The following is a 12,557-nucleotide window of genomic DNA, read 5'->3' as shown; positions in this document are numbered from 1 at the left end:
ATATTATTTATCATATTTGCTAGCACGTTAATCTCAATGATTATTGGCGGGATTGTAATGGATGGTAGTAAAACAGGAGTAACGTTAGGAATCGTAATGAAGTCCATTTTATATCAAGTACTTTCACCGTTCTTCTTTGCAACTCTTTCATTTTGCTTAGCTAATGTATTTAGAAATTCTGTATTACCATTAATTATTTCGTTGTTCTTATTCTTCTTACAAAGTGCAATTACAATGGTGCTTATGATGTTTGCTAAAGGTGTTGCAAAGTTTGTTGTATTCTCGCATTTAAATTTAAGTGTGTACGACAGCAATAAATTAGTAAGTGGCGGAGTAGAACCACCATTTACAGAATTTACGTTTACAACTTCATTATTACTTGTAGTTGCATACTTTGCTGTATTACTTGTAGCATCAAGTGTATTATTCCAAAAACGTGACGTATTATAATAGAAAAAATCCCCGTTAACACGGGGATTTTTATTAACTAGTTCTTTCTTCAATCGTTTCACGTTCCTAGCATTCTGTATTTTTAAGCTAGAGATGCTGCCAGCGTAAAATATCGGGTCTTTTTCAGCTTCTTTTGGTTTATAAAATGCAGCGAATACATATTTATTAAAGGGTATAGCTGTCACTAAGCTGAAGACTGCTATAACACCCATAAATAGATCAGCTAAATTCTATACTACTTGAATTGTAGTAACTGAACTTAAAAATAACATGTCAATTATAGCAATACGTTTATCAATGAAGTCGTTTTAATAGATATGTTGTTTGAAAGGATCTGAGAAAAATAGGAAAATTTTCAACTATATTCATATTATAATTTAGTTATTCGGCCATTTGTGGAGAAGGGCTATCCATAAAACACTGATTAAAGTTTCACTTTATCCCGCTATTTGTGGGCGGTAAAACTCCCACCTCAAAATTCGGCTGGAGCAAAGAAGTTAGGTGGGAGCCCTGCCACCCGTAAACGCCCGATTGGTGAAGGCTAATAATCAGTGGGGGATGAACAAAACCCCCACTGATTAAAGTTTCACTTTATATCATCTCTGGAGGTGTTCAATATGCAACATGCATTTTCACGTATAAGGCTACGTAGTTTTTTTGGATGGATGATTATAGGGATGTTCCTGACGATGATTCCATTAAGGTTATCAGGTGCTTCTGACAATACGATAGAGTTGCTGTCACAAATATCAATATTTTTTGCATTTCCACTATTGTGGCTATATTTAAAAACAAGTAAAAATAATGTTGTTTTTAAAAGCTTTTTTGATAAGCCTGGACGTTTACATTGGGGGTTAATTGTATTAGCAACGATCATGGGAATGATTTTTGCAGTCGGTATATCCCAAATTCAATTTTATATTTTAGCACATACTTTACCTAATTTCTTAGTTACCATGTTAGAAGATGGAAATGTAATTAATACGAGTAACATATACATGACGGTATTTACTTTCATTTCAGCATGTGTATTAGCCCCAATAATGGAAGAGGTTATTTTTAGAGGTTTTTTCTTGCAGCGAATGGCTTACAAATGGGGGATTAAACGAGCGGTTATTATATCCTCTCTTATTTTTGGACTAGGACATTTTGATGTTATCGGTGCTTTCATGTTCGGTGTTATTATGTGCCTTCTATACATAAAGACAAAAAATATATGGACGAATATTGCTGTGCATGCTCTAAATAATTTGATTGCAACGAGTATGCAATTTGTAGGTGGAGATGGAAGTGACGCAATCTCGATTACTGAATTACAAGCACAAAGTAATTTATGGATCGGCATTGGTCTTGTGATTATCGGTTTATTATGGTTCATTCCTTTTACTTGGAACCAATGGCGTACAGTAAAAGAAGTTGGTGTGCCACCGATTCGTTTCATAAATGAAGAAAAAGTAGTGAATACATCAGAAGAAAATGAAATATATAGCCAAGTGATAGTAACAGATAGATTGATGGCTGTAGAACTACCTGATGAAGCTGTAAATAAGCTTCGGTTAGAAGAAAATGATTATGTAACAGTTTCTGTAGAAGAAGATAAAATTGTTATAAAGAAAGCGCATAATAGATAATTAAAAAGTAGCTCCTAAAGAGCTACTTTTTAATTTGTAATAATCTCTACACGAAAATTATTACCGTTCTTTACATATTTAATATCTGTAACGATCCGAACGGTTTTTAGAAGTTCAACTTTTTCACCAATTCGAGGGATGGTCGGAACATTGTCCCAAATACCAAGCAAGTCATCTAATTGTGCCGTTTTTTCATAAAACCAGATTTTCAATGTAAAGCCCCTTTCTCGAACTTTATGTATTTTAATACATGATATATCATTTTTATTCTTAATGTAAGGGGTTTTTACTCTTTTTGTGAATAAAGATGAATTAATCTTCTGGGAATATATGTTCAATGTCCGGAGTAAGAGCTACTTCTGATAATACGATATGAGAAACTGTCGTTGCATATGAAGAAACATCATTGATAAATTCTTCAAGTTCAACGAGTGAAGGAACAGAGATTTTTACAATGTAGCATAAGCTTCCTGTTACTCGGTAACAAAAACTTGCAGATGGATAAGACTGAATAAACTGTTGCATACGTGTTGTATCACCATTTTTTAAAGTGATTTCTAAAATACAATCTAAAACAAGTCCTGCTTTTTTATAATTGATATCGATTGTGTATTTTTGAATAATCCCTTCACTTTCAAGTTTACGTACACGTTCTGTAGTAGACGGAGCCGATAAGTTTACTCGTTTTGCTAATTCACGCATCGAAAGGCGGCTATCATTATATAATTCATTTAAAATTTTTCGATCAACACGGTCTAATTGCATTTGTAAATATACCTCCAGTAAAATGATAATTTTTGTAAAGAAAAATTTAAAATTAAGATTCATATGAAATGTAAAGTGAACTTTATTTATTTTACAATAAAAAAGAAGGGAATAGGAGGGGAAATGATGGAGAGAATTACATTATCAAATGTAGGAGATACAAAGTTTCAAAAATTATTAGGTCATAATCCAGATATATTAAATTCGTGGAGTACGTTAGAGAATACACTGTATAGTACAGGGGCCCTTTCCGTAGAGTTAAAGGAGCAAGTAAGAAGAACATTAGCGTTTGGGAATGAATGTCCGTACTGTATGGCAAAGGGAAAGCCGGATGATATACAAAAAATAGAAGAAATTAGCGTAGCCGTTACTTTTGCACATGCATTTGTTCATGACCAAAAGGCGATAGATGATAATATGTTTCATATATTAAAACAATATTGGACTGAAAAAGAAATTGTAGAGCTTTGTGCCTATATTTGTTTTATTACTGCTTCGCAGCAACTTGGTTTTCTGTTTCAATTACAGCCCAATTAATTAGGAGGATATTATGCTTAATCAAGCAGCACTTATAATCATTGATGTACAGGAAGCATTCAACTTACCATACTGGGGCGTGAGGAATAACCTTTTGGCGGAAGAAAATATGAAAAGTTTGTTAGAAGAATGGAGAAAAAGAAAACTACCAGTTTTTCATATTCAACATGTAAATAAAGAAAATGTTCAATCGATGTTTTATCAACATGCGGAAACGGTAAACTTTAAAGAAGAAGTGCAACCAATGCCAGATGAAATAATTATCCAGAAATCCGTTAATAGCGCGTTCATTGGGACAAATTTGGAAGAACAATTAAGAGAACAAAAATGTAATACGGTAGTGATTGTAGGATTAACAACAAATCATTGTGTGGAGACTACAACACGGATGGCAGGTAATTTAGGGCTTACAACGTATTTAGTGAGCGATGCGACGGCTACATTCAATCGTAAAGGTCTGGACGGGACAGAGTATAGTGCAGAGGACATTCACAATATGACACTTGTAAACTTACATGATGAATTTGCCAAAATCGTTACGACTGAAGGTGTTTTAAAATTATTTTAAGAAAATAATTGTGGAATTATGTAGAAAAAAATAAGAATATTTCGTATAATCTAAGTATAATCATTTTGAAAATAGGGGTGTCATCATATGGAGCAAATTCCAGTAAAGAAAATAGAAGAAGTACTCGTTTTAGCAGGAGATGATAAACAAAAGCAAAAGGAATTTTATGAATTGCTCTTAACGACGGAGTTTTATGTTGCTGGTTCACTTGAAGCAGAAGACGGGGCAACGGAAGGAACACTTCGTTTGCGTCATTTCCAAGGAGAGGGTAGATGGATCGTTCCGTTCTTTACACAATTGAAATTTGTAAAAGATGTGTTGCCAGAAGGTACACCCCTTATTACGATACGTGGAAAAGAATTATTGGGTAGCATCGAGAAAGATGCGACAGCTGTATTAAATGTTGGAACAGATATGAGTAAAACATTTATTCCAGAAGAAATTGCAGAGATAGCATCAGGACGAATCTTTAATTATTATAAGTAAAAGGAAAAGCTTAGCAGCTTTTCCTTTTTAATTTGAACATGGAGTGGCTATACCAGAAGAAATAGAAACAGTTTTGTTAGTTGTATTTATTGTTGCTGTAGCTCCGAGGGGAATACCGATATTTGGACTTATATGTCCAATCGGTAAACCGAATAACACAGGTATATTATATGGCGTGAAATATTCATATAATATTGTTTGCAATGATTGAGATGGCTTAGAAGGGTTGCAGTCGTGACAACTTGTAAAAATAACGCCGCTGCATTCATTAAACTGTCCAGATAAAAGTAGTTGATTTAACATCCGGTCAATGCGGTACGGTTCTTCACCAATATCTTCAAGCAATAAAAGTTTATTTGACGTATTTATCTCATAGGGCGAGCCAATTATACTTGTTAACACAGTTAAATTCCCTCCAACTAATGTGCCTGTAACTGTACATGGAGAGGTAGGTACGATACATTCTGATGCATATAAGATAGATGAATACGGATGGAATAGTTGATTGAAAGAAGATAAGGAGAGAGAATCTATACCTTTTCCTAATTCTTCAATCATTGGACCATGAAAAGTAACCAGCTCCGCATAACGTGAAAAGGCAGTATGTAAAGCCGTAATATCGCTATATCCCCAAAAAATCTTTGGATTCCGTTGAATGATTTCATATTGAATGTAAGGGAGGAGACGAGCGCTGCCGTAACCACCTCGTGCACAAAAGACTGCTTTGACCTCAGTATTTGTAAATGCTTCATGTATATCATCAAGACGAACTTGATCACTTCCAGCTAAATATCCATATTTTTCATAAACACTCTTTCCAATTATTACGGATAATCCCATCTCTTGTAATACGTTCACACCTTTTAATATATTCTCAAGTGTTGGTGGGCCAGACGGTGCAATAACCATTACTGTATCACCTTTTTGCAACGCATTTGGATAAATCATTGTTCTCAGCCTCCTTCTCTTTCAATATATTCGCTTGAGCGAAAGTTCAATCCTTGTAAAAGAAGGGGAAAGCATGTCATATAAAGAAGGTATAGGGAAAGTAGGAGGGAAAATGATGTTTACAAGTCGAGTAATAGATATATTACAAATTAAGTATCCGATCATTCAAGCAGGTATGGCAGGAGCGATTACAACGTCAGAACTTGTTGCAGCTGTGAGTAATAGCGGAGGATTAGGTACGCTTGGAGCAGGGTATATGAGCCCAGAACAAATCCGTGAAGCGATTTATAAAATAAGGGAACTAACAAATAAGCCTTTCGGTGTTAATTTACTTTTAACGAAAGAGATACAGATAGAAGAAGAGAAGGTAAACGAGGCGAAAGTATTACTTAGTGGAGTGAATAGAGAATTAGGTATAGAGGAAGAAAAGACTTTAAAACTTCCAAAAGGCTATAAAGAACAATTACAAGTATTATTAGAGGAAAAGGTACCAGTCGTTAGTTTTGCATTTCAAACGTTAGAAAAAGAAGAAATAGATGATTTGAAAAAGGAAGGGATAAAAGTTATCGGAACAGCTACCCATGTAGCGGAAGCAAAAGCACTTGCTAAGTTAGGGGTAGATATTATTGTCGGGCAAGGTAGCGAGGCAGGAGGGCATAGAGGAACGTTTATTGGGAAAGAACAAGATGCGATGATTGGTACATTTGCATTAATCCCGCAATTAGTAGCGGAAGTACCTCATATCCCGATTGTTGCAGCAGGTGGTGTAATGAATGGGCAAGGGCTTGTTGCGGCATTTGCGTTAGGGGCAGAAGCTGTTCAAATGGGATCAGCCTTTTTAACGAGTGAAGAAAGTATTACGCATGACGTGTATAAAGAGGCGATTTTACATAGTACAGATACGAGTACAACGGTAACCCGTGCGTTTTCCGGGAAATATGCACGGGGTATTCGTAATGAATTTATAGAGAAACATGAAGGAAGAGAAGAGAATTTACCGATGTATCCAGTGCAAAACGTATTAACTTCAAAAATACGTCAAGAAGCAGCGAAGCAAAATAAGGAAGAGTATATGTCGCTTTGGGCGGGACAAGCATCATCATTAGCACGAACGGAATCAGCTCAGCACGTAGTGAAACGTGTCATGAAAGAAGCAGAGAACGTAATTGAACAATTACAAGGTGTATATAGAAAAAGACCACTTGAATAATTCAAGCGGTCTTTTCGTTAGTTTGCTTTATAAAATTGTTGGATAGCTTCGTCGATGTAAACCCAGCCTTTCCAACCTAAGTGCATATGATCTTTTAAGAAGTACTTATCATATTCATGATTTGAGAAATCAGCAATTGGATAACCAGCTTTCTTAATTTGCTCATGAACTTTATTGTAGTATAATTCGCGTTTTTCTTTTGGGAAGCCAGCGTAATCATACCAAGGACCTTTTACAGGAACAGAAATGAAGAGCGGTTTTGCGCCAGATTGTTTTAATAAATCAAGTACAATTTGTAAATCTTCATACTCTGGTGATTGGTCATAAGCATCATTTTTTAAGTAACCTTCACGTTGCTTTAATTTCTTCTTAATTTTGCTATTGAAGTAATCATCTTCAATACCATATTCGTTAGATCCTGATTCTACGGCACCTGTTTGATCAGCATGCTTACGAGCTTCTTCCCAGTTCATTTGTTTCAATGATGGATCAAGCTTTTCTTTATGCGGCTTAATATCAAACATTGCTGTAAATAAATCTTTACGATCTAAAATGTTACGATAAATATAAGCGAAAGGTTTAGCAGCAAGTGCTTTTACTTTATGCTTCGTATCATCATAAGCGATACCTTCAAGCGAAACTTTAAGTAAAGTTTCTTTCTTAACGATCTCAAAGTTTAATAAGCGTTTTGCAATTTGTTTTTTCATTTCAGGTTTTAAATCATCGTTGAAAATGAAGTGGTAACCTTGTTGTTTTGAAAAGTTAGGTGCAAAGTGTGTCTCATCAATGCCTTGTGGTACAAACCATTGCGGAGAAAGAACGAATATCATTTTCTTATCTTTCAATTGATCCATTGTAGATGCGAAGTTTAATACATGTACAAGGTCTTGTGTTCCACCGCGCCCAAGTAGGAATGGTGTGAATCCTTCAGGCTTTACTTTGAAATAATTCGATGGATGGAAAGCATCCATACGTGCGAATTCCGATGAACCGTACATCGGAAGATATTTCGGGTCTGCTAACATCTTTTGCTGTAAAATCATACTTTGAATCTTTTCTTCTTTTAAAGAAGTCGCAGCTTGTTCTACTTTCTCATCACTTAAAAGTGGAAGTAGGAAGCGCGTTGGAATAAGTAAGAATACAGCAAAAAGGGCCAATGCTAAAAGCATCGGACCAAATTTTACTTTGTTCATCGGATTTCTTCCAACTTTTTAATAACCATATTTGGTGTAGCCCACTCATCGCGGTCAAAATCAGAAATAGAAACTTCAATCTCTAAACGCTCTTGGAATTCTACTAATAAAGATACTACAGCGAAAGAATCAAGAATACCTTCTTCAAATAATTGAACATCTAAGTTTTCTTTCACAATATCGTTTTCACATACTTCTTCTAAAATATCTAATACTTGCTCTTTGAATTCTGCCATTTTAAAAATCTCCTTTATATCCGAAATATATTATATGTGCAACTTCTTAATAGTATAAGAAGGGTGCATTAAAAGTATCTGTTAAGGTGTCCAGAGAAGATCAGGAAACCGAAACATACAACGTGGAACGTAATTACAATCGCAAGGACGTGTGTAAATTTATTGTTTGGCCAAAACTTATGCTTCTTGTTTTTTCGTTCGAAAATATCGAACAAGATAAACAAGGCAGCGTGATAAAGACCATAAATAATGTATTGATACACATGCTCACCAGTAATATGCCATATTCCCATGATGAAAAAGTTTAAAAATGCACCGATATACGAAATTGTGTAACGGTTTTTAATTAACTTTTTCTTCGTTGCGAAAAAGACGAAACGCATGTAAATAAAGTCACGGAACCAGAATGATAAACTCATATGCCAGCGGTTCCAGAAGTCTTTAATGTTACGACTAATGAATGGTTTATTAAAGTTTTCTGGAGTTTTAATTCCCATCATATAACTTACACCAATTACAAATGAGCTATAACCAGCAAAGTCAAAGAATAAATATAAGCTATAGCTATACATGTAAATCATATTTGATAGGATTGTATCTTGCTGAGCGAATGCCGGATCCATAAAATATTGCTTTATTAAGTAAGCAATAATAAATTTATACAAGAAACCTTGGAGAATACGGTTTAGCCCTGTATATAGTAAATTTTGATATTCTTCTGCACTAGGTGGCTTTTGAATATCTTTTTGGAATCTGCGGTAACGATCGATAGGTCCCGTTGAGATAGCTGGGAAGAATAAAACGAATTCCCAGAAATTAAAGAAGGAAAGTTCTTTAATTAAGTTATCACGAACTTCAAATACCATTTGTACTGCTCTAAATGTTACATAGGACATTCCTAAAAATACAACAAACTTTAGCTCAGGTACAAACGGTGCAATTTTTGCTAAAACAAGCGGTAAAATCGACAAAATAACAGCCATATAAAACCTAAATGTACTATTATTTTGTTTTCTTAACATTAAATAGCCTTTAATAAGGGCATATTGCCAAATAATAAATGCGGCTAACATGATTGCTTGCTTCGGTTTATCAGAGAAGATAATAACGAGCATTACTAATGTTAAAACGGCATTATATTTACGCAACATTTTACCTTTTAATCCAGCTATGATAGTAGGTATTAATAAAATGCCTACTATAGCGAAAAAATAAAATGATCCATATGCGGTCATGCTGTAACCTCACTCAATAATTTTTTGCGATCTACCTTTCCATTTGGTGTCATTGGAATAGAAGAGTGATACATGAATTTACGTGGAATCATGTAATTTGGTAATCGCTCATTGAGTTCTTTTTTGATTGCAGATGTTAATTTGAATTCTTTTTCAAACGAATGCTCTCCAGGAACAACAACCGCTAATAAGTAATCATATTTTTCACCTTTTTTAATTGGAACAACAACTGCACCTTCTACGTAAGAACACGCGCGAAGATGATGTTCGATTTCTTCTAATTCCATTCGATAACCATGAAGCTTAATTTGGAAATCAAGACGACCATTATAGAATAGAAGACCATTTTCTACATAGCCAGCATCACCTGTTTTATAGGCGCGCTCACCATCAATCATGGTAAATACTTTTTCTGTTAATTCAGGGCTTCCTAAATAGCCAACGCTTACGCTTGGACCGACAATTACGATTTCACCTTTTTCACCGTCAGGTGCAATTGTACCATCTTCTTTCATAATAAGAAGGCGACAGTCTGATTTACAGTAGCCAACTGGAAGTGATTTGTATTGATCAAGTACTTCTTCTGTAACGTGAATGCCTGTTACAGCAACAGTAGCTTCTGTTGGACCGTACGTATTCATAATTGCTGCTTTCGGGAAACGCTCAATTAATTTTCTAGCTACTTCATTTGGTAACACTTCACCGCAGAATAAGAATGTTTTCATGTTTGGTAGCATACTTTCAGAGAAAGAGGCTTCCATTAAACACATTTCTGCGAAAGATGGTGTCGAAGTCCATACTTGTATATCCGATTGCTCTAAAGAAGCAAACAAGTCTTTTGGACGTGCAATCATATCTTTATCGATTGCCCAAAGTGTACCACCTGTTACTAATGATGGGTAAATATCCATTACAGATAAATCGAATGAGAAAGGTGCTTGGTTTAAGAATACTTGCCCTGTTTGTAAGTTGAAATCTTCTACAGCCCATTTTGTAAAGCTAACAAGACAGTTATAAGTAATCTGAACCCCTTTCGGATTACCTGTACTTCCTGATGTGTAAATAATGTAGAAGTTCTCATCACCTTTTACCGCATGTTCAGGATTTGGAGTATTCCCTTTATGAGTAAAGAAAATATCTTTTAAGTTATCTTCACTTGTAATGCGAACTGGTAAGTCCGTTACCGTTACTTCTGCCCCTGATAACAGTAATTTCGCACCAGAACTTTCAGCAATACGTTGTACACGATCAGCTGGAATAGATAAATCTACAGGAATGTAAGCATGTCCAGCTTTTACACAACCTAAAAAGTTAATAATCATTTCAGGTTGCATATGGCCATAAACCATAATTGGTGAACGATCATCTGGATACTCAGAAGAAATCCAATGTGCTAACGCATCAGAATCTTCCTTTAATTGTTTGTACGTAATTTTCGCATCTCGCCAAACAAAAGCGGTTTGATCAGGCGTTTCTACAGCCCACTTTTCAATTTGTTCTAATAACTTCATAACGTTCCCACCCTAGAATTCATTGTAAATAAATGTACTTGTGTTTGTATCATGGAATCCATACAACCAAAGTAATGCAAATAAAATTGCAAGGTAATAAACCGTCTTTGCAACCCATTGTGTGAGTGGTTGAGACCATATCTCTTTTAATCTTTCCATGTCTTTCCCTCGCTTAATGAAATAATAGCTCTTTGTAGGTATCATGTCCTACATTATTGTGAAAAAAACAAAATCCCACATTTTAGGTAAAAATAAGTCAAAAGGCTCTTTTCTGATATTAGCACTAAATACTAAAAAAGAAAATCCCTAACTTAGCAATTATATTACATTCAGCATGAATTTGTAATGGGTTTGACATGTAAATAGGAAGTGGATTGTGAGAAGGCGGGAAAATATAATATTTGTTTTGTTATTCCTGAATTGGAGTGGGTTAATAATCACTGGGTACTTAGTACATTTTCAAGGTATAGAGCCTTTTAAAAGGAGGTAATTATTATGAAAAGAGAGTGGAGGAGTTTTATTTCAGAGGAAAATATCATTAAATGGAGACGGCATTTCCATAAGTATCCGGAATTATCGTTTCATGAAAAAGAAACTTCGCAATTTATATATGAAACATTATGCTCATTTTCTTCTTTTGAAGTAACGAGACCAACGCAGTACAGTGTGCTAGCAATTAAAAGAGGAAGGCAACAAGGAAAGGTAGTTGCGATTCGAGCTGATATAGATGCTTTACCAATCCAAGAGGAGACAAGGAAACCTTATACGTCTGTGCATAAAGGAATAATGCATGCATGCGGGCATGATGCTCACGCAGCTATTTTATTAAGTACAGCAGAGACGATAGCAAATATGAAGGAAGATTTTGCAGGCGAAATCCGTCTGTTCTTTCAGCACGCAGAGGAAGTGTATCCCGGTGGTGGACAAGAAATGGTGGAGGCCGGTGTTATGGACGGCGTCGATTATGTAGTAGGTTTGCACGTTATGTCTGGATTAGAAAGTGGAAAGATAGGAATTGTATATGGCCCTATGATGGCAGCACCAGACGTATTTACAATTGAAATTTTAGGAAAGGGTGGTCACGCGGCACGACCAGAAGAAACGATAGATCCTATTGCTATCGGAGCACAAATCATTACAAATTTACAACATATCGTATCAAGAAATACAAGTGCTTTTATGCATAGAGTAGTGTCAGTTACACAATTTCATGGGGGGATGGCCGATAATATCATTCCAAACACAGCAGCTTTAATGGGAACTGTTCGATCTTTTAATCAAACATTAAGAGAGGAAGCAAAAGAGAAAATTGAGCAAATTGTAAAAGGAATTACAGAAGCACATGGGGGAGATTATACATATACGTATCGTTACGGATATGATCCAGTTGTTAATAATGAGTACATTACGAAAATAGTAGAAAAAAGTGCGATAAAATTGTTCGGAAATCAGCGTATTGTGCATCTTGAACCTTCTATGGGAGGAGAAGATTTTTCAGCGTATTTAAGAAAAGCACCTGGTTGTTTCATTAAATTAGGAACAGGGAATAAAAATATTGATACTTGTTATCCACATCATCATCCGAAATTTGATGTGGATGAATCGGCTTTAATTAATGGAGTGGAACTATTTTTAGAGACAACTATAAGACTACTAGAAACTGATAAAGCATAAAAAAAGGCAACTGCACTCTATTGCAGTTGCTTTTATTTCTTCCGTCAGAGAGGGCTGAGAAAGAACTATGCTCATTTATAGTATATGAATAGCTAACGGACAAGCTTGTACAT

The 12,557-nt window shown here is 35.2% G+C and carries 15 protein-coding genes; 7 read left to right on the top strand and 8 right to left on the bottom strand.

What is annotated here, in order from left to right:
- Both AB3X49_RS10930 and AB3X49_RS10925 read left to right on the top strand, forming a co-directional pair.
- The coding region (locus AB3X49_RS10930) for a DUF2705 family protein (RefSeq protein WP_503413845.1) at nucleotides 1-450 on the top strand (450 nt) is incomplete at its 5' end.
- A gap of 617 nt (nucleotides 451-1,067) precedes the next feature.
- Nucleotides 1,068-2,081 (top strand): CPBP family intramembrane glutamic endopeptidase, encoded by a 1,014-nt coding sequence (locus AB3X49_RS10925; protein WP_088292755.1) that lies wholly within the window; start codon nucleotides 1,068-1,070, stop codon nucleotides 2,079-2,081.
- Nucleotides 2,082-2,110: 29 nt separating this feature from the next.
- Here the strand turns inward: AB3X49_RS10925 and AB3X49_RS10920 are convergent, their stop codons facing one another.
- Together AB3X49_RS10920 and AB3X49_RS10915 are read right to left on the bottom strand one after the other, a co-directional pair.
- Complete coding sequence (locus AB3X49_RS10920; protein WP_000707108.1) at nucleotides 2,111-2,293, bottom strand: DUF3913 family protein; 183 nt, start codon at nucleotides 2,291-2,293, stop codon at nucleotides 2,111-2,113.
- A gap of 100 nt (nucleotides 2,294-2,393) precedes the next feature.
- Nucleotides 2,394-2,846, bottom strand: a complete 453-nt coding sequence (locus tag AB3X49_RS10915; protein WP_002011610.1) for an Lrp/AsnC family transcriptional regulator — start codon at nucleotides 2,844-2,846, stop codon at nucleotides 2,394-2,396.
- 123 nt (nucleotides 2,847-2,969) lie between these two features.
- On the opposite strand from AB3X49_RS10915, the gene AB3X49_RS10910 reads away from it, so the two are divergent.
- The 3 genes from AB3X49_RS10910 to AB3X49_RS10900 all read left to right on the top strand — a co-directional run bounded on the left by AB3X49_RS10910 (nucleotide 2,970) and on the right by AB3X49_RS10900 (nucleotide 4,437).
- Nucleotides 2,970-3,383: a carboxymuconolactone decarboxylase family protein gene (locus AB3X49_RS10910; RefSeq protein ID WP_170935223.1), complete on the top strand. Its 414-nt coding sequence runs from the start codon at nucleotides 2,970-2,972 to the stop codon at nucleotides 3,381-3,383.
- Nucleotides 3,384-3,396: 13 nt separating this feature from the next.
- Nucleotides 3,397-3,951 carry a cysteine hydrolase family protein gene (locus AB3X49_RS10905; RefSeq protein WP_016094496.1) on the top strand — a complete coding sequence of 185 codons (555 nt, stop codon included), beginning with the start codon at nucleotides 3,397-3,399 and terminating at the stop codon, nucleotides 3,949-3,951.
- A gap of 87 nt (nucleotides 3,952-4,038) precedes the next feature.
- Nucleotides 4,039-4,437: an SseB family protein gene (locus AB3X49_RS10900; RefSeq protein ID WP_002011614.1), complete on the top strand. Its 399-nt coding sequence runs from the start codon at nucleotides 4,039-4,041 to the stop codon at nucleotides 4,435-4,437.
- Nucleotides 4,438-4,464: 27 nt separating this feature from the next.
- Here AB3X49_RS10900 and AB3X49_RS10895 read toward each other — a convergent pair whose 3' ends face one another.
- Nucleotides 4,465-5,385: a S66 peptidase family protein gene (locus tag AB3X49_RS10895; RefSeq protein ID WP_002011617.1), complete on the bottom strand. Its 921-nt coding sequence runs from the start codon at nucleotides 5,383-5,385 to the stop codon at nucleotides 4,465-4,467.
- Between the two features lie 73 nt (nucleotides 5,386-5,458).
- On the opposite strand from AB3X49_RS10895, the gene AB3X49_RS10890 reads away from it, so the two are divergent.
- Nucleotides 5,459-6,595 carry an NAD(P)H-dependent flavin oxidoreductase gene (locus AB3X49_RS10890; RefSeq protein WP_367962011.1) on the top strand — a complete coding sequence of 379 codons (1,137 nt, stop codon included), beginning with the start codon at nucleotides 5,459-5,461 and terminating at the stop codon, nucleotides 6,593-6,595.
- Between the two features lie 17 nt (nucleotides 6,596-6,612).
- Here the strand turns inward: AB3X49_RS10890 and dltD are convergent, their stop codons facing one another.
- From dltD to AB3X49_RS10865, 5 genes are all read right to left on the bottom strand, one after another.
- On the bottom strand, nucleotides 6,613-7,788 hold the full coding sequence (gene dltD, locus AB3X49_RS10885; protein ID WP_367962009.1) for a D-alanyl-lipoteichoic acid biosynthesis protein DltD: 1,176 nt from the start codon (nucleotides 7,786-7,788) through the stop codon (nucleotides 6,613-6,615).
- On the bottom strand, nucleotides 7,785-8,024 hold the full coding sequence (dltC, locus tag AB3X49_RS10880; protein WP_002011622.1) for a D-alanine--poly(phosphoribitol) ligase subunit DltC: 240 nt from the start codon (nucleotides 8,022-8,024) through the stop codon (nucleotides 7,785-7,787). The genes dltD and dltC overlap by 4 nt, the downstream gene beginning before the upstream one ends.
- A 68-nt stretch (nucleotides 8,025-8,092) precedes the next feature.
- Nucleotides 8,093-9,259 (bottom strand): D-alanyl-lipoteichoic acid biosynthesis protein DltB, encoded by a 1,167-nt coding sequence (gene dltB / locus AB3X49_RS10875; RefSeq protein ID WP_367962007.1) that lies wholly within the window; start codon nucleotides 9,257-9,259, stop codon nucleotides 8,093-8,095.
- Nucleotides 9,256-10,770 carry a D-alanine--poly(phosphoribitol) ligase subunit DltA gene (gene dltA / locus AB3X49_RS10870; protein ID WP_002064418.1) on the bottom strand — a complete coding sequence of 505 codons (1,515 nt, stop codon included), beginning with the start codon at nucleotides 10,768-10,770 and terminating at the stop codon, nucleotides 9,256-9,258. The genes dltB and dltA overlap by 4 nt, the downstream gene beginning before the upstream one ends.
- Nucleotides 10,771-10,782: 12 nt before the next feature.
- The gene (locus AB3X49_RS10865) at nucleotides 10,783-10,929 is read right to left on the bottom strand and encodes a teichoic acid D-Ala incorporation-associated protein DltX (protein WP_002011626.1); all 147 of its coding nucleotides are present in this window, start codon (nucleotides 10,927-10,929) and stop codon (nucleotides 10,783-10,785) included.
- 336 nt (nucleotides 10,930-11,265) lie between these two features.
- On the opposite strand from AB3X49_RS10865, the gene AB3X49_RS10860 reads away from it, so the two are divergent.
- Nucleotides 11,266-12,444, top strand: a complete 1,179-nt coding sequence (locus AB3X49_RS10860) for an amidohydrolase (RefSeq protein WP_002064419.1) — start codon at nucleotides 11,266-11,268, stop codon at nucleotides 12,442-12,444.
- Nucleotides 12,445-12,557 lie beyond the last annotated feature (113 nt).

Source organism: Bacillus sp. C30 (genome assembly GCF_040838255.1).
Taxonomy (GTDB): domain Bacteria; phylum Bacillota; class Bacilli; order Bacillales; family Bacillaceae_G; genus Bacillus_A; species Bacillus_A mycoides.
This window is presented reverse-complemented; position numbering and strand designations above follow the sequence as displayed.

Excerpts from the sequence above, each read along its gene's own strand:
- AB3X49_RS10925 (WP_088292755.1), top strand. The coding sequence starts at position 1,068 with ATGCAACATGCATTTTCACGTATAAGGCTACGTAGTTTTTTTGGATGG.
- AB3X49_RS10915 (WP_002011610.1), bottom strand. The coding sequence starts at position 2,846 with ATGCAATTAGACCGTGTTGATCGAAAAATTTTAAATGAATTATATAAT.
- AB3X49_RS10910 (WP_170935223.1), top strand. The coding sequence starts at position 2,970 with ATGATGGAGAGAATTACATTATCAAATGTAGGAGATACAAAGTTTCAA.
- AB3X49_RS10905 (WP_016094496.1), top strand. The coding sequence starts at position 3,397 with ATGCTTAATCAAGCAGCACTTATAATCATTGATGTACAGGAAGCATTC.
- AB3X49_RS10900 (WP_002011614.1), top strand. The coding sequence starts at position 4,039 with ATGGAGCAAATTCCAGTAAAGAAAATAGAAGAAGTACTCGTTTTAGCA.
- AB3X49_RS10895 (WP_002011617.1), bottom strand. The coding sequence starts at position 5,385 with ATGATTTATCCAAATGCGTTGCAAAAAGGTGATACAGTAATGGTTATT.
- AB3X49_RS10890 (WP_367962011.1), top strand. The coding sequence starts at position 5,459 with ATGTCATATAAAGAAGGTATAGGGAAAGTAGGAGGGAAAATGATGTTT.
- dltD (WP_367962009.1), bottom strand. The coding sequence starts at position 7,788 with ATGAACAAAGTAAAATTTGGTCCGATGCTTTTAGCATTGGCCCTTTTT.
- dltC (WP_002011622.1), bottom strand. The coding sequence starts at position 8,024 with ATGGCAGAATTCAAAGAGCAAGTATTAGATATTTTAGAAGAAGTATGT.
- dltB (WP_367962007.1), bottom strand. The coding sequence starts at position 9,259 with ATGACCGCATATGGATCATTTTATTTTTTCGCTATAGTAGGCATTTTA.
- dltA (WP_002064418.1), bottom strand. The coding sequence starts at position 10,770 with ATGAAGTTATTAGAACAAATTGAAAAGTGGGCTGTAGAAACGCCTGAT.
- AB3X49_RS10865 (WP_002011626.1), bottom strand. The coding sequence starts at position 10,929 with ATGGAAAGATTAAAAGAGATATGGTCTCAACCACTCACACAATGGGTT.
- AB3X49_RS10860 (WP_002064419.1), top strand. The coding sequence starts at position 11,266 with ATGAAAAGAGAGTGGAGGAGTTTTATTTCAGAGGAAAATATCATTAAA.